This window comes from Paraburkholderia sp. XV, from assembly GCF_020177535.1.
Classification (GTDB): Bacteria; Pseudomonadota; Gammaproteobacteria; order Burkholderiales; family Burkholderiaceae; genus Paraburkholderia; species Paraburkholderia caribensis.
The window spans coordinates 33,488-55,174 of record NZ_JAGUUD010000055.1 but is presented as its reverse complement, the minus strand read 5'-3'; the positions used below and the strand labels follow the sequence as shown (position 1 = coordinate 55,174).

The 21,687-nt window shown below is 63.4% G+C and carries 16 protein-coding genes; 7 read left to right on the top strand and 9 right to left on the bottom strand.

Features of this window, described 5'->3' with window-relative positions; all coding sequences use genetic code 11:
• Window positions 1-125 precede the first annotated feature (125 nt).
• Together KFO72_RS23825 and KFO72_RS23820 are read right to left on the bottom strand one after the other, a co-directional pair.
• A complete protein-coding gene (locus KFO72_RS23825; protein ID WP_225033181.1) occupies window positions 126-1,244 on the bottom strand; it encodes an aminotransferase in 1,119 nt (372 codons plus the stop codon).
• Window positions 1,245-1,472: 228 nt separating this feature from the next.
• Window positions 1,473-2,396, bottom strand: a complete 924-nt coding sequence (locus KFO72_RS23820) for a helix-turn-helix domain-containing protein (protein WP_225033182.1) — start codon at window positions 2,394-2,396, stop codon at window positions 1,473-1,475.
• 188 nt (window positions 2,397-2,584) lie between these two features.
• Between KFO72_RS23820 and KFO72_RS23815 the strand changes: the two genes are divergently transcribed.
• The 4 genes from KFO72_RS23815 to KFO72_RS23800 all read left to right on the top strand — a co-directional run bounded on the left by KFO72_RS23815 (window position 2,585) and on the right by KFO72_RS23800 (window position 7,062).
• Entirely contained in the window at window positions 2,585-3,484 is a 900-nt protein-coding gene (locus tag KFO72_RS23815; RefSeq protein WP_054933342.1) for a DMT family transporter, read from the top strand.
• 231 nt (window positions 3,485-3,715) lie between these two features.
• Complete coding sequence (locus KFO72_RS23810; protein WP_224102151.1) at window positions 3,716-5,899, top strand: hypothetical protein; 2,184 nt, start codon at window positions 3,716-3,718, stop codon at window positions 5,897-5,899.
• Between the two features lie 150 nt (window positions 5,900-6,049).
• Entirely contained in the window at window positions 6,050-6,307 is a 258-nt protein-coding gene (locus KFO72_RS23805; protein ID WP_035999074.1) for a hypothetical protein, read from the top strand.
• A gap of 155 nt (window positions 6,308-6,462) precedes the next feature.
• A complete protein-coding gene (locus tag KFO72_RS23800) occupies window positions 6,463-7,062 on the top strand; it encodes a LysE family translocator (protein WP_054933343.1) in 600 nt (199 codons plus the stop codon).
• 17 nt (window positions 7,063-7,079) lie between these two features.
• On the opposite strand, the gene KFO72_RS23795 is transcribed toward KFO72_RS23800, so the two are convergent.
• The 5 genes from KFO72_RS23795 to KFO72_RS23775 form a co-directional block, all read right to left on the bottom strand.
• Complete coding sequence (locus tag KFO72_RS23795; RefSeq protein ID WP_225033180.1) at window positions 7,080-8,291, bottom strand: winged helix-turn-helix domain-containing protein; 1,212 nt, start codon at window positions 8,289-8,291, stop codon at window positions 7,080-7,082.
• A gap of 175 nt (window positions 8,292-8,466) precedes the next feature.
• Window positions 8,467-8,754, bottom strand: coding sequence for a hypothetical protein (locus KFO72_RS23790; protein WP_054933344.1), 288 nt, complete (start codon window positions 8,752-8,754; stop codon window positions 8,467-8,469).
• 199 nt (window positions 8,755-8,953) lie between these two features.
• The gene (locus KFO72_RS23785) at window positions 8,954-10,660 is read right to left on the bottom strand and encodes an FAD-dependent oxidoreductase (protein ID WP_054933379.1); all 1,707 of its coding nucleotides are present in this window, start codon (window positions 10,658-10,660) and stop codon (window positions 8,954-8,956) included.
• A 55-nt stretch (window positions 10,661-10,715) separates the two neighbouring features.
• Window positions 10,716-11,705, bottom strand: a complete 990-nt coding sequence (locus KFO72_RS23780) for a DedA family protein/thiosulfate sulfurtransferase GlpE (RefSeq protein WP_054933345.1) — start codon at window positions 11,703-11,705, stop codon at window positions 10,716-10,718.
• Window positions 11,706-12,001: 296 nt separating this feature from the next.
• Window positions 12,002-12,253: a hypothetical protein gene (locus KFO72_RS23775; protein WP_012403560.1), complete on the bottom strand. Its 252-nt coding sequence runs from the start codon at window positions 12,251-12,253 to the stop codon at window positions 12,002-12,004.
• A 425-nt stretch (window positions 12,254-12,678) separates the two neighbouring features.
• Between KFO72_RS23775 and KFO72_RS23770 the strand changes: the two genes are divergently transcribed.
• Window positions 12,679-13,200, top strand: coding sequence for a methylated-DNA--[protein]-cysteine S-methyltransferase (locus KFO72_RS23770; protein ID WP_225033179.1), 522 nt, complete (start codon window positions 12,679-12,681; stop codon window positions 13,198-13,200).
• A 151-nt stretch (window positions 13,201-13,351) separates the two neighbouring features.
• Here the strand turns inward: KFO72_RS23770 and KFO72_RS23765 are convergent, their stop codons facing one another.
• On the bottom strand, window positions 13,352-15,028 hold the full coding sequence (locus KFO72_RS23765) for a methyl-accepting chemotaxis protein (protein WP_054933346.1): 1,677 nt from the start codon (window positions 15,026-15,028) through the stop codon (window positions 13,352-13,354).
• Window positions 15,029-15,501: 473 nt separating this feature from the next.
• On the opposite strand from KFO72_RS23765, the gene KFO72_RS23760 reads away from it, so the two are divergent.
• The gene (locus tag KFO72_RS23760; RefSeq protein WP_225033178.1) at window positions 15,502-16,608 is read left to right on the top strand and encodes a porin; all 1,107 of its coding nucleotides are present in this window, start codon (window positions 15,502-15,504) and stop codon (window positions 16,606-16,608) included.
• Window positions 16,609-16,620: 12 nt separating this feature from the next.
• Here the strand turns inward: KFO72_RS23760 and KFO72_RS23755 are convergent, their stop codons facing one another.
• Complete coding sequence (locus tag KFO72_RS23755) at window positions 16,621-18,963, bottom strand: putative bifunctional diguanylate cyclase/phosphodiesterase (protein WP_225033177.1); 2,343 nt, start codon at window positions 18,961-18,963, stop codon at window positions 16,621-16,623.
• Window positions 18,964-19,629: 666 nt separating this feature from the next.
• On the opposite strand from KFO72_RS23755, the gene KFO72_RS23750 reads away from it, so the two are divergent.
• Window positions 19,630-21,651 (top strand): acyl CoA:acetate/3-ketoacid CoA transferase, encoded by a 2,022-nt coding sequence (locus KFO72_RS23750; RefSeq protein WP_054933349.1) that lies wholly within the window; start codon window positions 19,630-19,632, stop codon window positions 21,649-21,651.
• Window positions 21,652-21,687 lie beyond the last annotated feature (36 nt).

The following is a 21,687-nucleotide window of genomic DNA, read 5'->3' as shown; positions in this document are numbered from 1 at the left end:
GGCAAAGAAAAGTAGGTGCCGCCCCGCACAGGGGCGACGCCTGAAGCGAGATAACAATTCGCGGATGCCATCACAAAGCTCAAGCAAACCAAACCGCCCACGCCGCGGCAGGCGCAAAAAAAACCTCAACACCCTCGCAAAAACTCCGACACCCTGGCAAGCCCCGCCACCAGCACCTCACGATTATTCGTATACCCGATCCGAACATAACCCTCGACATCCAGCGCGCTACCAGGCGTAAACATCACCCCCGTCTTCTCAAGCAAAGAAACACAAAACTCCCTTGAAGTCATATCAACATTAACCTTCACAAGAGCAGTAGTCCCCGACTTCGGCTTCACATAAGAAAGCAAAGGCTCCTTGGCAATCCAGGCATCCAGCACCGCGAGATTAGTCCGCAAAATCCCGTGATTACGTTCCAGAATCGCTTTGCGATTTTCCAGCGCGATAGAAGCCAGCAGATCATTCAACATCCCAACACTAATCGTGTTGTAGTCACGATGCTTCCTGACGCGCTGAAGCAGTTCAACAGGCGCGACGATCCAGCCCACCCGCAAGCCCGCCAGCGACCACGTCTTCGACATGCTGCCCGTGCTGATACCCTTCTCGTACACATCCGCAATCGAAGCAGTAAAGCCGGTCCCTTCCTGATCCGTACCGCGATACACCTCGTCGTTCAGTACATAAGCGCCACAGGAGCGCGCAATCCCCGCAATCTCCACCAGAAACTCGCGGTCCATCAGCGAGCCCGTCGGGTTATTCGGATTGTTGATCGCAATGACGCGCGTGGTCGGCGTGACCATCCGCCTCAATTCATCCAGATCAGGCAGAAAGCCGTTCTCCTCACGCAAACGCAAAATGTCGACCTTCGCGCCGTAACTCTCGGGAATCGAATAATGCTGCTGATACGTAGGCAGCACCGAAATCACATGATCGCCAGGTTCGACGAGCGTTTCGTACACCAGCGCGTTCGCGCTGATCGCCCCGTGCGTAATCAGCACATTCGGCACGCCCTGCTTCTCATACAGCGACGCCACATTGCTGCGCAAACGCTCAGTGCCGTCGATCGCGCCATACGTCAGCTTCATCGGCAGAATCTCGCCGAGCAGCGCCTCTTCCTTGCCCGCGATCTTCAACAGTTCGCCAACCGTCAGCGATTCGACACACGTTTCCGCAAGGTTCAATTCGCATTGGTTCTCGTAGAGATCCATCCAGCGTTCGACTCCAAATTCCCTGATTTGCATGAGTTCTGTCCTCGTGTGAAAGCAGTGGCCAGGGCGCGGCTGGTCAGACGTTCGCGGCGCAGGTTGATTGCTGTCGAGTGTAGACTATTTGTCTCAAATAGACAAACGGAGTCCGCCGCGTGGCGACGCGATGGCGAACGCGTTCGCGCGACGGTTCGCGTCGCGACAGCAGATGGAGATTGGGAGAACAGCGTACGCCCGAACGGGACGCAACGCAGGCGCGAAACCTCAGCCGGCGCGCAGCGCCTGGCGCCAGGCGGCGGGCGACACACCGACGCCCTGACGGAACCGGTGGCTGAAGTGGCTCGCGTTGGCATAGCCGCATTGCGTCGCGATATCGACGAGCGGCAAGGCTGTCGTGCGCAGCAGCGTGCGCGCGCGTTCGAGCCGCTGCTGTGCAATCCACGCATGCGGTGGCAGGCCGAACGATGCGCGGAACATCCGCGCAAGATGGAATTCGGAGAGATTCGCGACAGCGGCCAGTTCACCGAGCGTCAACGGCTGTGTCAGATTCTGGTCGATGTACTCGCGCAACCGGCGGCGCGTCGCCACGGCAAGCCCGCCCTTGAGCACCGCATCCGCGCGGTTCACGCCTTGCGAGCGCAGCAGCAGGCTCAGGATTTCATGCGATGTCTCGTTGGCGCGCAGACGGCCGTCGGCGTCGTCCCATGTATCGTTTGCGAGCGACTGGCAGAGCGCCGCAATCTGCTCGTCCTCGAAGTACGTGCGGTCGGCAAGCGTCAGTTCGCGCGGCTCGCGGTCGAGTTCGCGGATCGCGCGATGCGTGAAGTGCTCGGGCAGGAAATACAGATGCATGAAATGCATGTGTCCGCGTACCCACCAGCGCGATTCGTGGTCGCCGGGCAGCGCGCACAGGCGGCTCGGCGCGCCATAGCGCCCCGGCAGCTTCTGGCGCTCGGTGCGATAGCCGCCGTCCAGATAGCACGACAGCGTGTGATGGCCAGGCTGCGCGTAGATCGTCTCGGCTTCCTTCGTTTCGCGCGTCCAGATCGCCACGGCAAGCTGATCGCCCAGCCACGCGAAGCGTTCGAGCGTCGCATTGGAGTCGCTCAGCGTCTTGCAGACCGAATGCAGGCCGAACGGCGGATCGGCTGGGTCGGTCGTGGCGATGGGCGGTGTAATCACGTGGATGCGGCGAAACGAAAAGGGGATGCAGTGGCTAAGCGCTAACGTCGAGTATACGGCCACCGCGCGGCCACCACGCGGCCACCACGCATTTCACTTCGCGCGGCACGCCAAAAGTGCGCAATTCTGGACAATCGAACGGACGTGCGCTGGCGCATAGTCGGGGCCGACTCGTATTGTGTGACCCCATTGCAATGAATCTGTTTCTTTATGTTGTGACCGTGCTCATCTGGGGCACGACCTGGATCGCGATCAAGTGGCAGCTCGGTGTCGTGCCGACGTCCATTTCGATTGCGTGCCGCTTTTGGCTCGCCGCCGTCGTGCTGTTCGCGCTGCTGAAAATCATGCGTCGCCCGATCTGGCCGCCGCGCGCGGCGTGGCGTTTTCTCGCCGCGCAGGGTCTCGCGCTGTTTTGCGTGAACTTCCTGTGCTTCTATTACGCGGAGAGCGTCGTGCCCAGCGGGCTCGTGGCCGTCGTGTTCTCGACCGCACCGCTTCTGAACTCGCTCAACGGACGGCTTTTCATGGGCCGCCCGTTGCAGCCGACGGCCATTGTCGGCGCGGTGCTCGGGCTGGCGGGCATCCTGTGTCTGTCGTTGCAGCAGATGGCCGGGCATCTCGGCGATCACGCCGCGTGGCTCGGTCTTGCCGTCGCGTTCGCGGGGACGATGTGCTTTTCGGCGGGCAATCTGCTGTCTAGCCGCATGCAGTCGATGGGTCTGCATCCCATCGTCACGAACGCCTGGGCGATGCTGATCGGCGCAAGCGTGCTGACGCTCGGCAGTCTCGCCGCCGGCCTGCCGTTCGCGTTGGAGACGGACGCGCGCTATCTCGGCGCGCTCGTCTATCTCGCCGTGCCCGGCTCGGTGATCGGTTTTACCGCGTATCTGATGCTGGTCGGGCGCATCGGACCGGAACGCGCCGCGTATTGCACGGTGCTGTTTCCGTTCGTGGCGCTGGCGGTGTCGACAGTGTTCGAAGGCTATCGATGGTCGGCGCTTGCCGTCGTCGGACTCGTACTGGTGGTGGCGGGCAATCTCGTCGCATTCGGCATCACACAGCGGCTGTTCGTGCGGCGTGCGCGCGCTGCCTGATGCTTCAGGCTAATCCCAATTCGATTCGAATAAAAGCGGAAAAAATCGCTAAACGAATTATTTAAGGAGAAACGGTCGCGTTCTGATTTGAGAAGATAACAAGCACAATAAATTTATTCCATGCGAATTAGATATTAACTCGTGCGGAATGGCAAATGCCCGTCGATAAGCCTATCGATGAAACGCTTTATCTGCATTTGCAAACGTTTTGCTTCTCGCAAGGACACGACCGTGAAAGTCTCCACCCGCCTTGCTGCTGCGCTCTTCGCGCTCGGCAGCCTGATTCCCATCGGCGCTGCTGCGCAATCACAATTGACCTACGCCACATCGTGGATAGGCAATAGTTTCGGCTTCGGCGACGGTAAATGGATGCAGCAGGACATTCAGGCAATTAACGTTGCCCCGGATGGCACCGTATTCACCAATTCGCCATGGGATGAAAGCGGAAGCGAAATCGCCGCTTATAAAAATGGCGACAAAATTGCAATTGCCGGCGCGACGCATGGCTGGGGCGCGGCAGGCGGCGACGCGATTGCGTCGAATCACACGTACGTGTACGCGGCGATGTCGATCGGCAATCAGAACAACGGGCTGGTCGGCGCGGATTATCCGCCGAGCGGGCAGACGTGGTTCGGCATCACGCGCCGCTCGCTGGCGAACATCGCGGCTGGTGCGCCTTTCGACAGCGGCATCGGCAATAGCGCAAACGCGACGAAGAACAGCTTTCTGCGCGTGAATGCCGTCGCGGCTGGCACGGACGCGGGCATTCGCGGCCTCGCGGCGACGGATGGCGAGCTGTATGCGTCGGACACTTACGGCAACCAGATCGTCGCGTTCGACGCAAACACGATGCGGCGTCTGCGCTCGTGGAGTGTCGCTGCACCGGGACGCATCGCGCTCGATACCGACTCGACCCTCTGGGTGATGAGCGGCTTCGGCACGGGCAGCGTGAGCGTGCTCCACTATTCGCCGACGGGCGCGCCATTGGCGGGCACGCTCGCATTGCCCGCCGGCACCGTGCCGACGGACCTCGCCATTTCGCCCTCGGGACAGATTCTCATTGCCGATAACGGCCCGAAGCAGCAGCTCCTCGTCTACGACAAAGCGGCAAGCGGCGCGACCCGACTGACGGGTGCGCTCGGCACGCTATACGGCATCTTCCACGAACCGAAGGGCACGCCCGGCAACTGGCGCTTCAACGGCGTCACGGGCATCGGCTTCGACCAGGCGGGCAACCTGTACGTCGCGCAGAACGGCGAGGGGCCGCGTCCGCTCGCATCGGCGACAGTCGGACAGGGCGCGGTGCTGGAAAGCTACCGGTACGCGACGCGCGGCTTCAACTGGCGGCTGCAAGGGCTGACCTTCGTCGACAGCGCGGCGTTCGATCCCGCGACGCCGAACATCGTCTACACAGGCTCGAAACGCTTCACGATGGACTACGCGCAGCCGCCTGGCCGCGAATGGAAGTACACAGGTTTCACACTCAACCGTTTCGATTTCCCCGACGACCCGACGTTTCATCAACCACGCGGCGTACGCGGCGAGCCGATGGTGCGGCGGATCAACGGCAAGCCGTATCTGTACACGCTCGATCCGGGCGCGCATTACCTGAACGTCTATCGCTTCGATGCCGTCCATGACGAAGTGGCGATTCCATCGGGCCTGTTCGCGCAGAACCCGCTGCCGGGCAACTGGCCCGCCGGGCAGCCGGCGTACGGCGAATGGATGTGGCGCGATACGAACGGCGACGGCCATGTCGACGCAAGCGAGATCACCGGCAATCCGTCGACGGGCAGCACGGTCGGCAACGGCTTCTGGTGGGTCGATACGCCGGGCAACGTATGGCTCGCGACGCCTGCGAGCGGCATACGCGAAACGCCGTTGCAGGGCTTCGACAGCGCGGGCAACCCGATCTACACATACGCAAGCTCGAAGACATTCCCGATGCCTGCGCCGTTCAATCGCATCGCGCGCATCGTCTATATCGCTGAAACGGACACCATGTATGTGTCCGGCTACACGAGCAACCTGCCGTGGGACGCGACGCACTGGAAGGAGGCGGGCCGCATTCTGGTGCGATATGACAACTGGAGCTCAGGCTCGCCGACACCCGTTTATACGATCGCGCTGCCGTGGGATGCGGGCAGCAATCCGCAGATCACGCCTGTCGGCGTCGCCGTGGCGGGCAACTATATCTTCGTCGCCGAGTTGTACACGCCGAAGGTTGACGTGTACGACGCGCGTTCGGGGCAAATGGTGGGCTATATGACGCCGGGCGCCGCGGTCGGCAACACGACGGGATGGGTCGACGTGTATCTCGGCATTAGCGCGGTGCGGCGCGAGAACGGCGAATACGTCGTGCTGCTCGAAGACGATGCGCGCGCGAAAATCCTGATGTACCGATGGACGCCCTGAACGCCGTGTGAACCCGGCTTGATCGTCGTCAGTCGAACAAGACATGCTGCCGGTGCCTGCCGTCTGTGCGAATGGACGGCTGCACACGATCGGTATATATATAACGACAGAACCTTTGTTGACGAGCCACTACAGGAGCGACGATTCATCATGACCCCCGACGACCCGGACAAGCAACAGCCTGGCGGTCAGCCGGACCTCGAACATCTCGACGCAGCCGTGTCGCATGTGAACGAGATGGTGTCGTCGGGCAATATCGCGGTCAGCGCGGCCCGCGGCATTCTTTACAGTCTGATCGAGACGCTCGGTGCGCTGGTCGGCGACCCGGACCTGCCGGAGCATGCGCGTTCCGGCTACGAAGGCCTGCTCGAAACTGCGCGCGAACTGCGGGTCAAACTCGATCGCTAGGTTGCTTGCGGTTGCGCACGCAACGCGTGTCGCGCAGCATGCGGTAGCGCTTTCGCGCGCGCCGCATGCTGCGCCTTGTTTTCTTGACAGAATTCGGCGCTGACACGCGACTGTGATAAAAAGGGCGCTCTTTCCGACCCGCCCGTTTTCACCCGATGCTTTCTCCTACCGATACCACGCTGCTCGCGCTCGGCATCATCGTCGTGCTGATCACGCCTGGCCCGACCAACACGCTGTTGGCCGCCGCTGGCTTGCGCCAGGGCGCGCGCCGCTCGTTGCCGCTGATCGGCGCGGAACTGGCTGGCTATCTGGTATCGATTTCCGCGTGGGGCCGTTTTCTCGCGCACGCGGCGCATGCCTTGCCCTGGCTGCCTTCTGTGCTGCGCATCGCGAGCGGACTGTACATCGCGTATCTGGCCGTCGATATGTGGCGCGCAGCCGTGGCGCTGCCCGACTCGGCACAACCGGCGAACGGGCCGCGCGCGCTGTTCGTCGCCACACTGCTCAATCCGAAGGCATTGCTGTTCGCGGGCACGATCTTTCCGTCCGTCGCGTTCGAGCACCTCGCAACCTATGGCTTTGCGATGTCGCTGTTCGCGTGTCTGCTCGCGCCCATTGCGCTGGCGTGGATTTCGTTCGGCGCGGCGCTCGGCAGCGGCAAGCTCAGCTGGCTCGACCCGGTAAAGATGCAGCGCGCGGCGTCGATCGTGCTCGGGATGTTTTCGTTGTCGCTCGCGTGGGCCGCGTTGCACTGAGCCTGTAGACGGCGGGCTCAGCCGGCGGCGGCGAGCGCAGCGCTGAGATCGCCGGGTGCCGAGGTGATCTGCAATTGCGGCGTGCCGTGCCAGTCGGCGCAACGCTGCAGCGCGCGGCGCAAATCCGACGTCAGCCGGCCGCTCACGCGCACGCCCGGCTCCAGATGCAGCGCTTTCAGTTCGAACACGCCGCTCGCGCGGTGCGCTTTGGCGTCGACCCGCCCGATCAGCTTGCCGCGATTCAGAATGGGCAGCACGTAGTAACCGTATTTGCGCTTTGGCGCGGGCACGTAGCACTCGATCACATAGTCGAAGTCGAACAGTGCGGCCGCGCGTTTGCGATCCCAGACGACGGGATCGAATGGCGACAGCAGCGTGGTGACCGTCGACGCGATCGTGCCGTTCGACGCGTCGTCGATCATCGGCGCGACGTCTCGATGCACGAAGGTCGGCTGCTTCCATCCTTCGACGCGCACAGGCGTCAGCTCGCCCTCGTCGGCCAGTCGATGCAGCGCGTCGGCGTACGGGCGGCGCGGCATCCGGTAGTAATCCGCGACCCAGTCCGAGCGCACGACACCCAGCGCGCGGCAACTGCGCCGCAGCAGTTCCTTCGCGACGGCATCGACGGGCTGCAGATGGCGCTTGTCGTTCCAATGCGGCAACACGCGCTCGGTCACGTCGTAGACACGCTGAAAATTACGCCGCTCCGCGACCATCAACTCGCCGATCGCGAACAGCACTTCAAGGTGCCGCTTCTGCGGTTTCCAGTCCCACCAGCCATTGCTCTTGCCTGCTTCGCGCGCGAAATCCGCCGAGCGCACGGGACCTGTCGCGCGGATGTGCGCGAGCAGATCGTCGATCTCGGCGCGGTATTGCCTGTGCCAGTCGGCGGCGTATTTCCACCCCATGTCGCCTGGATCGAGCATCCGGTGGCGCATCAGGCCGTAATCTTCGATCGGAAGAAAACACGCTTCGTGCGCCCAGTATTCGAACAGCTTGCCTTCGGCGAGATGCTCGTCGAGCCATTGCGGCTGATACGGTCCAAGACGGCTGAACAGCACGAGATAAGGACTGCGCGCTACGACATGGATCGTGTCGATCTGCAATTGCGCCATTTGCCGGATGGCGTCGAGCACATCGGCTTTGGTCGCCTTGCGGCGCGGTGGGGAAAGCAGGCCTTGTGCGGCCAGATGCAGGGTGCGGGCGGCGGGCAGGGGCAGTGTAATCACGCGGTCGGCGTCGTAGCGGCGTTGTGGCAATCCGGAAGGCGAACCGTCGAGCGAAACCCGGGTCGCGCCTCATCAGGGCGGCATGGTGGGTCGCCATGCCGGACTTGCCGCTACTGTAGCGTGATCGGTTAAAACGCACCGTCAGATGGCATTTGCCGTCGCGGTGCGTCGCCGGTTACCAGCGCCCGTGGTGGTGACGTCCTTCCCAGCCGCGATGACGGCCGTGATCGTGCCAGCGCGGACCGCCGCCCCAGTAGCGGGGCCCGCCATAGTAGACGGGCGGCGGCGGTGCGTAGACCACAGGGGGCGGCGCGTACACGACAGGCGGCGAATACACGACAGGCGGCGCCGCATAAACAGGCCCGCCCAGATAGACGCCGACGCCGACATGCGCCGACGCAGCCGTCGATACGCCTGCCGCGGCAAGTCCGATTGCCACCCACACCATCGCACGTTGGATCATGCTGTTCTCCTTCCGTCCCAAGCCGGTTGCTAACTAAAGCCTGACTGGATATTACGAAGCAGAAAGCATCACAGGTGAAAGCAGAGCGTCGCTTATGTAACAACCGGTAAGCAGGCTGACGATCGACGCGAATTCTATGCAAATCAGACGCGGCCGGCCCGCGCGGCGAAGCGCGCAGGCCGGTGCAAGACGGATGGGATCAGGCGCCGAGCGCGACGGTCGTTTCGCCTGCGAGTTGCGCGAGCATCTGGTGGATTTGCGCGACGACCTGCGCGCCTTCGCCGACGGCAGCCGCCACGCGCTTGGTCGACCCTGCGCGTGCGTCGCCGATCGCATACACGCCTTCGACGGAGGTGTTCAGATCGCACGCCGAGTTCGCGCCCGTAATCACGAAGCCCTTCTTGTCCAGTTCGACGCCGCAGCTGCGCAGCCAGTCCGTATTCGGATCGGCGCCCGTGAACAGGAAAAGATGCCGCGAATCGAAGCAATCGCGTCCGTCCGCGCATGGGTTTTTCAGGCCGATCTGTTCGAGACCGCCTTCACCGCCTTCGAGCCAGCCGATCTCCGTACCCGGATACACGGTGACGTTCGGCAGCGAAGCGATGCGGTCGATCAGATAGCGCGACATCGTCGCCTCGAAGCCGCTGCGGCGGATCAGCACGTGAATGTGCTTGGCATGCGAAGCCAGATAAACGATGCCCTGGCCCGCCGAATTCCCTCCGCCGACCAGCACGATTTCCTCGCGCTTGCACAGCTTTGCCTCGACAGGCGACGCCCAGTAGTAAATGCCGCGGCCGTCGAAGCGATCGAGCCCGTCGATCTCGGGGCGACGATACACCGCGCCGCTTGCGATCACGATTGTCTGCGCGCGGATGCTGCCCTGGCATTGCAGTTCGAGGCGGTACGGACGTTCCTCGCAATGCAGATGCTTGACCTTCACGGGGATCGCGACGTGCGCGCCGAACTTCTGCGCCTGCACGAATGCGCGGCCCGCGAGCGCCTGGCCCGAAATGCCCGTCGGAAAACCGAGATAGTTTTCGATGCGCGAACTGGCGCCCGCCTGGCCGCCCGGCGCGCGGCTGTCGAGCACGATCACCGACAACCCTTCCGAGGCCGCGTACACGGCCGTCGCGAGTCCCGCGGGACCCGCGCCGACAATCGCCACGTCGTAGACATGCTCCGAGTCGAGATCGGGAATCAGGCCGAGACAGGTTGCCAGTTCCGGGTCGCTCGGATGGCGCAGCACCGAGCCGTCCGGGCAGATCACGAGCGGCATGTCCTCGGGACCCGCCGCGAACTGTTCGATGACGCGCAGCCCGTCTTCATCGCGTTCGTCGAGCACGGTATGCGGATGGCCGTTGCGCGACAGAAAGCCTTGCAGCGACACCAGCCGCCGGTCGTTACTCTGGCCGACGATGATCGGGCCGCCCGCGCCGCGCTCGATCAGCCCGACACGGCGCAGAATCAACGCGCGCATGATGCGCTCGCCGAGTTCGGCCTCCGCGACGATCAGCGCACGCAGCCGCTCCGGGGAGATCAGCAGCGCTTCGACGTGTTCCAGCGCCATGCCGTCGACGAGCGCCGGCTTGCCCGACAACTGGCCGACTTCGGCGAGGAACGAACCTTGATGGTGTTCGTTGATGAGCAGTTCGCGCCCGAGCCCGTCGCGCTGAAACACCTTCACCGAGCCTTTCAGCACCACGAACATGCCCGGGCCGGTACTGCCCGTGCGGAGCAGGAACTCGCCCGCTTCGAAATCCTGCCGTTCGCCAAACTTGCACAGCCGCTTGATTTCCTCGGGCTGGAGTATGGGAAACATCTGATGACGCCGCGTCGAAAGCGTCGAGAATGGCGCCTCGTTGACGGCGGCGCGTTGAGTGTCTTCACCCTCTCGCGTTACACCCATCGATTTTGCTCCTTGCGTTGCCGCGCGCCGGATGCGGCATGCAGCCAATGGCGGTTCAGACTGTCTTCGGCGTGATGCCGATATCCAGCGTGGGCTCGGGTTCTTCGGCGAGCGGTTCGAGCTGGCGGCCTGCGTCGCGCCACGCATCGAGGCCGCCGCGCAACGGAATCACGTCCTGGAAGCCGGCTTCCGTCAACTGCTTCGCCATCCACGCCGCCGACACCTCGTTCGGGCACGAGCAATAGATCACCAGCTTCTGGTCGTGCGGATACTTTGCGACGATTTCCTCGAGCTGGCGCTCGTCCGCGAATACCGAGCCGGGAATCACGAACGGATCGAGTGCGCGCTTTTCCTCGGAGCGGATGTCGAACAGCACGGGCGTGCGCTTGTCGAGCATCAGGTCGTACAGTTCGTCGACGTCCATGCGCGCCGTGGCGAGCTTCTTGATCAACTGACGGCGCCGATACCAGCGGTACGCGCAGTAGACAGCCAGCAGCACCGCGACGACCACGGCCGTCATCTTGCCCAGACGGCTCGCGCCGGCGAACAACATGTCGATCTGCTGCGCGAACACCACGCCGAGCCCAAGGCCGAGGCCCGACCACAGCGTCGCGCCAATGCTGTCGTACGCGAGGAACATGCGGTACGGCGTGCCCATCGCGCCCGCCATCGGGATGGAGACGATCGACAGGCCCGGTACGAACTTCGCGACGGCCAGCACGCGCACACCCCAGCGGCCGAAGAAACGCTCGGTCTTCTTCACGCAGGTATCGCGCGACAGCGACAGTTTGCAGAGCGTTTTCAGCGTGTTGCCGCCGTAAATGCGGCCCGCGGCGAACCACGCGCTGTCGCCGATCAGCGTGGCGAACACCGCGAGCACGAGCACGGGCAGCACTTGCGCGCCGACCGAACCGGGATGCATCGCGGCCATCGCGCCGAACAGCACGAGGGAGGGCATGGCGGGCACGGGCAGCCCGATGGATGCGGCGAGCACATTGACGAATACGATGGCAGGCCCGTACTGCTCGACGAGATCATGTAGCATCGGCTTACTTTCGTGACCGTTTCGGCCGCGAAGACGACTGGAAGTAACTAAAAGATTATGGACGCATTTTCAACGCGTGCAAGAGAGGTGCGTTTTGCGTCCGGATATTGCCGACATGCGGGGAAAGCGCCTGACGCCTCGGTCTTCGGCGCAAAGGCTTCGATATGCCCGCGAACGTCATGCGACGTTCGACGAGGGATCAAAGATGATGGTGACAGCGCAAAAAACAAGAGGCGCGGCGCCTGATCCAGGCTGCGCCGCGCACTCTTCATATTGCCATTGACGACTGCTGTGAATTATTGACGGTGGTTATGCTGCTCGCCCGGTAGCTCGGCGCCATGCGCACGGATGGCTGCGATCAGTTCCGCAGGCGTGATTTCATAACGCACTTCTCGGTGAATGCCTGGCTTGCGTTCATCGACTTCGATCAGAAGTATGCCTTTCCCGTCTTCTGTCGATTCGAGGCGCAGCGAGCGTAGTTCGCGACCCGTTGCGTCGTCGTGCTCGGTGAGCAGGGCCATTGCCCCGGAAGACCCGGTGGTGCGCATCGAAAATTCCCTCTTGCGTGATTGAACAACGTTGCTGAACAGGCATTGTAAGGGCAGTACCGCGCGCCGTCTGTCGCGTGGCGCTCACACTTCCTGGATTATGCGGGCGAGGCGTGCGCGATGCATCGAAGGAACGCGCAGGGGCGCGCAAATATAAGGCCGGTGCGGCTCCTGGCGGGGTGCCGCGATTTTTTGCCTGGTAGCTAATACAGGCGTCGCGCGTGTTCGGGGACTTGCCGGACACGCGCTCGATGCGGGTTCGCGGCGTGCATTTGCCCATTGTCATGGCAATGACGCGTGCGTGTGATGGGCTTCGTTCAGCAAGATCCGGGAGGCAGTGCCACTTGCCGGTGCGATAAAGTGCACGCATCCAGAAGGCCGCACCCGACTTTGCCACCCGGCCTTCGACCATGCAGGAGGATGTCATGAAGCAATGCATGTCGATGCCGAGCCCGCTGGGAGAAATGTTGCTGCGCGCCGAAGACGACGCGCTCACAGGCGTGTACTTCGTCGGACAGAAGTATTTCCCGGCTGCCGACAGCGTGTTTGCAGCGGCGCACGCGTCACGCGTGCTGCATCAGGCGCGTGAGCAACTCGACGAATATTTCGCGGGCGAGCGCCATGCGTTCACGGTGCCTTTGAGAATGTTCGGCAGCGCGTTCCAGCGCGATGTATGGGATCAACTCGTGCAGATTCCGTATGGCGAGACGGCGAGCTACGGCAGCATCGCGCGGCGGCTCGGCCTGCCGCTTTCGGCGTCGCGCGCGGTCGGCGCGGCCAACGGGCGCAATCCCGTATCGATCATCGTGCCGTGTCACCGCGTGATTTCGAGTGCGGGCGACCTGACCGGCTACGCGGGCGGGCTGCATCGGAAGGAGGCGCTACTGACGCTGGAGCGGCCGATGTCGAAAGCGCCGCAACAGCTGGAGTTGCTCGCGTGCGGTTGAACGCACCAAAAAAATAGCCCGTCCAAAAAGGGCGGGCTGCGTAAACGCCGTTGTTACTCGGGTCAGCCGGCCCGTACACAATCCAGGGCGCTGACGGACGTATCTTTATCGGCCAATAGCGCGCTGTCGAGATGGTAGTAACGATGATCCATCAGACCAAAGCGTCTTCGTCGACGGCAGCGTGAGCGACGTGAACCGGCGCCGCCGGGTTGCGCAACGTCCGGGCCGCCGGGCGCGCGGCTGCGCTTGCCGGGCGGCGTGTGTCCGGCGCGCCCGCGACGGTGAACAGGCGCACCGCTTCGTCGAGCACGTCGGCCTGTTCCGCGAGGCGTTGCGCCGTCGCCGCAGCCTGCTCGACCATCGCGGCGTTCTGCTGGGTGGCGCTGTCCAGATGCGACACGGCCTGATTGACCTGGCCGATGCCGTCGGCCTGTTCGCTGCTCGCGTTCGCCACTTCGACGATCAGCGACGACACGCGCGCCACGGCCTCATCGATCACACCCATCTGCGCCGTGGTCCGCGCGACGAGCTCGGTGCCTTGCGCCACCTCGTTCACCGTCGTATCGACCACCTGCTTGATTTCCTTCGCCGACGCCGCGCAGCGCTGCGCCAGCATGCGCACTTCGCTCGCGACGACGGCGAACGAGCGGCCCGCCTCGCCCGCGCGCGCCGCTTCGACGGCGGCATTGAGCGCGAGGATGTTGGTTTGGAACGCAATGCCGTCGATCACGCCCGTGATGTCGGCGATGCGCTTCGACGCCTCGGTGATGCCCGCCATCGTCTGCTCGACCTGCAGCGCGATCTTGCCGCCCGTCGCGGCCGCCGATTGCGCATCCCTCGCGAGATCGAGCGCGCGCACGGTGGCGTCGGCGTTGGCTTGCACCGTGGTCGTCAATTGCTCCATCGTTGCCGCCGTCTCTTCCAGCGATGCCGCCTGCATTTCCGTGCGGCGGGCGAGATCCAGGTTGCCTGTCGAAATCTCGTGCGCGGCGTCGAGCATCCCGCCGATCTGCGCACGCACGTCGGACACGATCGCGGCCAGATTCGCCTTTAGCTGGTTGAGCGCCTGCAGCACGTCGCCGAGATCGTCGTGACGCGCGATGGCGAGATCTGCGGTCAGGTCGCCTGCCGCCATGCGTGTAGCGAACGACGCCATGGCATCGACCGGCTGACCGAGATGGCGCGACAACAGCTGCGCGGCAGCGGCGCTCACTACGGCCGTCACGCCGAACGCGATCCAGAACGGCAGCGGCGGCGTGCCGCCCCACGCCGCGAGACCGGCCGCGAGCAGCGCGACAGGCGCAACCATGTAGCCGATCGTGGCGCGCATCGCGACGGGCAGACGCATCAACGCATGCAACTTGCCGACCAGCCCCGTGCGCACGACCACGCCCCGGTGCAGTCGCAGGCCGCGCGCGGTGCCCGCGCGCATCTTCGCGTAGAGCGCTTCTGCCGCGCGTACCTCGTTGCGATCCGGTTTCACGCGCACGCTCAGGTAGCCGACGGGCGTGCCGTTTTCGACCACGGGCGTGACGCTCGCGCGCACCCAGTAGTGGTCGCCGTTCTTGCGGCGGTTCTTGACGAACGCCGACCATGGGCGGCCGGCGCGGATCGTCGTCCACATGTCGGCGAAGGCTTCGGCCGGCATGTCGGGATGGCGGATCAGGTTGTGCGGCTGGCCGATCAACTCGTCGCGGCTGTAGCCGGACACGGCGATAAAGGCGGGATTGCAGTACTGGATCTTGCCCTTGAGGTCGGTTGCGGAAACGAGCATCTGCGAGGACGGGTAGTCGTACTCGTTCGGGGTGACAGGCTGATTGTTGCGCATGACGTTCCTTGGACTGCCGGATGCCTCCGCATCCGAATGGTTCTGTAAGGCTTAACGGCATTGACCCCTGATGCTTTAGGGTTTTCCTGGTATTTGACTCAGGTAAAGCGGGTTTGCGCCGATAACACAGAGTTCGGCGGGGCTGGGTTCGTAACCGACGCTGACGCGTCGATTGCGGAGGTCCGGCGTCGCGTGAAAACAACGCCGGGCGCCGGGCATTGGGGGTACGCTTTCTACGCGCGCCCGTCCTGGCATGCCGTGGTTCGATCCCCCGCGCGGACGTCGGCGCGGCACATTGTTTTCGCTTTACTTCCGTTTCTCGCGAATCCGATAATGGGATTTACTTGCATTTCGTAATCTAGCTTACGGAGCGGTTCCTGAGAGTTCGACTCGCTCCACTTGTGCGTGTGGCTGTTGTTCCTATAAAAAGTCGCCTTCCAAAGACGAACCGACTCAACTCAGGGAAGCCAAGCATGTCCGCGAACAAGATCAACAAGAAAGCCGCAGCGGCCGTGAGCGCCGCGCTCTTCTCGCTCGCTACGGGGGCGCACGCGCAAAGCAGCGTCACGATGTACGGCGAGCTCGACACGGGCCTCGCCTATATCAGCAACGCTGGCGGGCATTCTCAGTGGAAGGCGACCTCGGGTCTCGTCGACGGCAGCTATTGGGGCTTGCAGGGCATTGAGGACCTGGGCGGCGGTTATCGCGCGATCTTCCGGCTCGAACGGGGTTTGTCGGTGACATCGGGCGAGATGTTCAATGACCACCCGTATTACGTCGGGCTTGGCAATGAGAGGGCGGGCACGCTCACGCTCGGCCATCAGTACGATCTCGTGCATGACTATTTCGCGCCGTTCACGCTGACGGGCGGCACAGGCGGCACCGCGTTCGCCCATCCGTTCGACAACGACAACGCGAACAACACGTACCTCGCGGCGAACTCGGTCAAGTATGCGAGCCCGTCGTTCGGCGGTTTGACGTTCGGCGGCATGTACGCGTTTTCGAACGCGGCCGGGCAGTTTGCGAACAACCGCGCGTATAGCTTCGGCATGAACTACCAGGCGGGCGCGCTGAATGCGGGCGCGGCGTATCTGCATGCGAACGGGCGCGGCAATTCGTCGGCGGGCGCGTATGAGTCCGTCGTGCTGCCCAACGCCACGGGTGTGTTCGATGCCGCCGTGCAGACGCAGAACACCTACGGCGTCGGCATCAGCTATGCGATCGGCGACTTCACGATGGCGGCGGCGTGGTCGCGCTCCACGTTCACGGGCGTGACCGTGATCGACACGGGCGGTGTGGCGCCTTCCGTCGGCTTTTCCAACTACGAAGTCAACGGCACCTATCAGTTGACGCCGAGCGTTGCGCTTGCCGGCTCGTACACGTACACGAAGGGATCGGCCGCGCACTGGCACAACGGCGGCGTGCAGGCCGACTATCAGTTTTCGAAGCGCACGGACACGTACCTGGAAGCGATCTATCAGCGCTCGTCTTCGGGCGCGCCGGCCGTCATCAATACGGCCGATCCATCATCCAGCCACAATCAGGTGCTGATCGGCGCGGGCCTGCGGCACAGGTTCTGACGCGCGTGCCTTTCACGCCAGTGTGAGCAGTCCTTCGGGCGCCCGCGGCCGGCTGAGCAGGTAGCCCTGCACATAGTCGCAGTTCACCTGGCGCAGAATCTCCAGCTGCGCGGCCTCCTCGACGCCTTCCGCGATCACCTCGATGCCCAGCTTGTGCGCAAGGCCGATGACGCCTTCGACGATGGTTTGCGTGGTCGGATCGTGTTCGATCTTCGACGTGAAATGGCGGTCGATCTTCAGCGTGTGCGGCTCGAAATCGGCGAGATACATGAGGCTCGAGTAGCCGGTGCCGAAATCGTCGATGGCGATGCGCACGCCGAGCCGCTTCAGCTCGACGATCGACTTTTGCGCCTGCTTCGGGTTCTTCATCAGCGCGGTTTCCGTCAGCTCGATTTCGAGCTTGGCGGGCGGAATGCCGAACTGCTTGAGGGCGCGGTCCACCTCGCGCACGATCTGCTCGCCGCCCAGTTGCCGCGCCGACACGTTCACCGACACACCCAGATTCATCGAGCCCGCCTGGCGCCACGCGGCGAGCTGGCGCAACGCGTTGTCGAGCACCCAGACGCCGACATCCTCGACAAAGCCGGTTTCTTCCAGCAACGGAATGAAGTCACACGGCGGAATCAGGCCCCGCACGGGGTGCTGCCAGCGGATCAGCGCTTCCGCGCCATGCACCGCGAGCGAATGCGGCTCGTGAATGGTCTGGAAGTGCAGGAAAAACTGGTCGGTCTTCAGTGCCTCGGGCACGTCGCGCTCCAGTTCGAAGTCGCCGAGGGTCCGGGCCGCCTCCTTGCCAGCGAACTGATAGCCGTTGCGGCCGGTTTTCTTCGCGGCGTACATCGCGACATCGGCGCTCGACAGCAGCGCGTCGTGGCCGCTGCCGTGCTCCGGGTAGATCGAGATGCCGATCGACGCCGTGATGAACGCACCCGCGCTGTCCTGCAGCCGGTTTTCCGCCAGACCGCCGAGCAGCGCCTTCGCCTGCGTCTCGAGACCCGCCTTGTCGACCACGCTGCCGATCAGCACCGCAAACTCGTCGCCGCCCAGACGCGCGACATACGCGTCGCCCGGCAGTGAGCGGCGAATGATGCCGCCGACGTTGCGCAACAGATGATCGGCGGCGAGATGGCCGAGCGTGTCGTTGAGCACCTTGAAGCGGTCGAGATCGACGAACATCAGGCCGAACGGCCTGCCCGCCTCACAACGGCTTTCGATTTCACGCAGCAGCGCGGCGCGGTTCGCGAGCCCCGTGAGCGAATCGGTGTAGGCGAGCCGGTCCAGTTCCGCGATGCGCTCCTGCTCGACGGTCACGTCTTCGGTAATGCCGACGATGCGAAGCACATTGCCTTTTTCGTCGAGCACCGGGTAGCCGGTGCTGCGCAGCCAGCGCACCGAGCCGTCGGCTTTTCTGATCCGGTACTCCGCGCGGCCTTCCGTCGATTCGGCAATGATGCGCGCCATTTCCGCCTGCAGCGCGGCGCGGTCTTCCGGCAGGACCATTTCGCGCCAGCCGTGCGGGTTGCGCATGAACTCTTCCGGTTCGACGCCGAACACGTTCGACGAACCCGCAGTGATGTAATGGAAATACTCGAAATTCGCGCTGTACGAGAAGAACACCAGTTTGACGTGCGCTTCCATCTCCGACATCAGCTCGCTTTTCGCGCGCAGTTGCTGGAGCAGTTGCGTCTGGCTCGTGATGTCGAGCGATGCGCAGACCACGGCGACGACCTTGCCGGCATGGTCTTTCACGGGAATGAGTTGCGAATCCCACCACTTCGGCTGGCCTGTGATCGTCGTGCAACTGCCGCGAAACGAGGCAGGCGTGCCGTTCAGTGCGCTTCTGAAAGCGGCCTTCGCGGCGTCGTTGTCGGTGCCTTTCCAGAAGCCGAGCCAGTCCGCGCCCGCCAGCTGCACGGGCGACGCCGCTTCCATCAGCGTCGCGCCGTAGTCGTTGATGCGCAGCATCTGCCCTTGCAGATCGAGCAGCTTGACGCAGTCGCGGCTGGCATCGAGAAACGAACTGGCGAGTGCCGTCGTGGCCGCCTGTCGCGCTTTTTGCGCGGCGAAGCGCTGGCGCGTCACGATCATCGCGATCGCGCCCGCCGTCGCGCCGACAGCGATCTGCACGCTGAACGGCGCGCTCGCTGGCCCGCGCAGGGCCATTTGCAGCGCGATGCCGGCCGCACCCGCGCCGATTCCCGTGGCAACGCTGACCGCGAAGCCGAATGTGCCGGCCGGGCGGCGGCTCGACCAGGCGTCGAGCAGCAGCGAAAGGAAATGCTGGTCCTGGCGCGGGCTGTCTTCGCCATGCCGGCGCAACGCACGGCGCCATTTCAATGTGAGGCTCGTCGGCATATACGGACTCGCCTTAATGCACGCGCAAAGCGCGCAGCGGGCGCACAAGCGGCGCCGTAATAGACGCAGTGCGTGCCGCGAACGCGAGCGGACTCACGCGCGCCACGCGTCGCGCGCTGGTTGAGTGGGGAGGTGTGTTGCCTTTCATGGTGGCCAGCCGCTTCGGCGGTAATTGTTGCTGCGCTTGCGGACGGCGCTGCTTTCTACGTTTACGGCGCGCCGGTGTTTTTGTTTAGCCCATACGATTGTGCCTGTTTTCGAAGGCTCGAACTATCTCGTCGTTGGTCACGCGACGACGCGTATGCCGAATCGCATTGTCTAAATGCGCGATGCATCTTTGTAGCAAAGAAGCGGCGTTCAATGGAGAAACTCTGCTTGCCTAAGCTTTCCCGCGACATCGAAAGATGCGGCACGAAGGAAATAGACAAGTCGCTTGTAAATGAACGCCCGTTCGGCGAATCCGGAGGCTTGCACGCCGTTGCCAATAAATGCTGACGATCGCTCTGCGGCTTGCTAAATTGCATGGTCAGGCACCGCAAAAAACCCCGCGTGCCGGCCGGTTGCACCCTTGCGTGGCGCAACCCGCTACGGCGTTGTACGAACCGGTGGCAACCATCTTGCATGGGACGCTGAAGCGCTGAATCTGGTCAACAACAGGGAGACCCCATGCGCGCCGTATTCCAGTACCCGTTTCCCGTGACCGAGCGCAAGGTCGGGCGCAACAAGGTCGTCAGCGCGCGCGCCGCGGTCGAACTGATTCGCGCAGGCGACACGCTCGCGACGGGCGGTTTCGTCGGCGTCGGTTTCGCCGAGGAAGTCGCGATCGCGCTCGAAGAGCGTTTTTTCGATGCAAACGCGGCGACCTCGGGCGGGCCGGGCGCGTTGGGGACGCCCGACGCGTCGAGCGTGCATCTCGACCTGACGCTCGTGTACGCCGCCGGTCAGGGCGACGGCAAGTCGAAAGGGCTGAATCATCTCGCCCATGAAGGGCTGGTGCGGCGGGTGATCGGCGGGCATTGGGGGCTGGTGCCGAAGCTGCAGCAACTCGCCATCGAAGGCCGCATCGAGGCGTACAACCTGCCGCAAGGTGTGATTTCGCACCTGTTCCGCGATATCGCCGCAGGCAAGCCGGGGCATCTGTCCACAATCGGGCTCGGCACGTTCGTCGATCCGCGCCACGGCGGCGGCAAGCTGAACAGCCGCACGGCGGAAGATATCGTCAGGCTGATGGAAATCGACGGCAGCGAGTATCTGCTCTACAAGACCTTTCCCATCGACGTCGCGATCATTCGCGGCACCACGGCCGACGCGAACGGCAATGTCACCATGGAACGCGAGGCGCTCACGCTCGAAGCGCTGGCTATCGCGATGGCGGCGCGCAATTCGGGCGGCGTCGTGATCGTGCAGGTCGAGCGGCTCGCCGATACGAACACGCTCAACCCGCGTGAGGTGAAGATACCGGGCATCATGGTCGATTGCGTAGTGGTCGCGCGGCCCGAGCATCATTGGCAGACGTTCGCCGAGCCGTATTCGGCGGCCTTCGCCAGCGAACTGCGCGTGCCCGCGAGTTCCGTGCCGCCAATGGACTTGACGGAGCGCAAGGTGATCGCGCGCCGCGCGGCAATGGAATTGATGGCCAATAGCGTGGTGAATCTGGGCATCGGCATGCCGGAAGGCATTGCGAGCGTCGCGAACGAAGAAGGCGTGATCGATCTGTTCACAATGACGACGGAGCCGGGCGTGATCGGCGGCATTCCGGCGGGCGGGTTGAACTTCGGCGCGGCGACGAATACGCAGGCCATCATCGATCAGCCGTATCAGTTCGACTTCTACGATGGCGGCGGTCTCGACTTGGCGTTTCTCGGCCTCGCGCAGGCGGACCGGCAGGGCAATCTCAATGTCAGCAAATTCGGGCCGAAACTGGCGGGCGCGGGCGGCTTCATCAACATCAGCCAGAGCGCGAAGCGGGTGGTGTTCGTCGGCACGTTCAACGCGGGCAATCTGGACGTCGCGATCGAAGACGGGCGCCTGAAGATCAGAGCCGAAGGCAAGAACCAGAAGTTCGTCGATGAAGTCGAGCATCGCACGTTCAGCGGCGAATATGCTGCGAAGCGCGGACAGCACGTGCTGTACATCACCGAGCGCTGCGTGTTCACGCTCACGCCGCGCGGACTCGAACTGACTGAAGTGGCGCCCGGCGTCGACGTGGAGAACGATATCGTCGCGCAGATGGGCTTCAAGCCGATTATCGAGCGCCCGCCGCGCCTGATGGACGAGCGCATCTTTCGCGACGCGCCGATGGGACTGCGCACGCTGCTGCTTTGCCTGCCGCTCGAAGAGCGCTTCAATTACGACGCAGAGAAGAACATGTTCTTCGTCAACTTCGAAGGCTTGCAGGTGACGACCAAGGAACAGATCGACGCGATCTGGCAGCAGGTCGCATCGCGTCTGTCGGGTGTGCGGTTCAAGCCGCAGGCAATCGTCAATTACGACAATTTCTCTATCAATCCCGAGCTGATCGACATCTATTCGACAACCATCACGAGGCTCGTCAATCAGTTCTACTCCAGCGTGACGCGCTACACGACCAGCAGCTTCCTGCGCATGAAACTGGGGGACGCACTGGAACAGCGCGACGTCGCCACGTACATCAACGAACGGCCCGGCGACGCGTCCACGCACCGTTGAATACGCGCTGGTATGCACATGTGGTTCCTGACATGA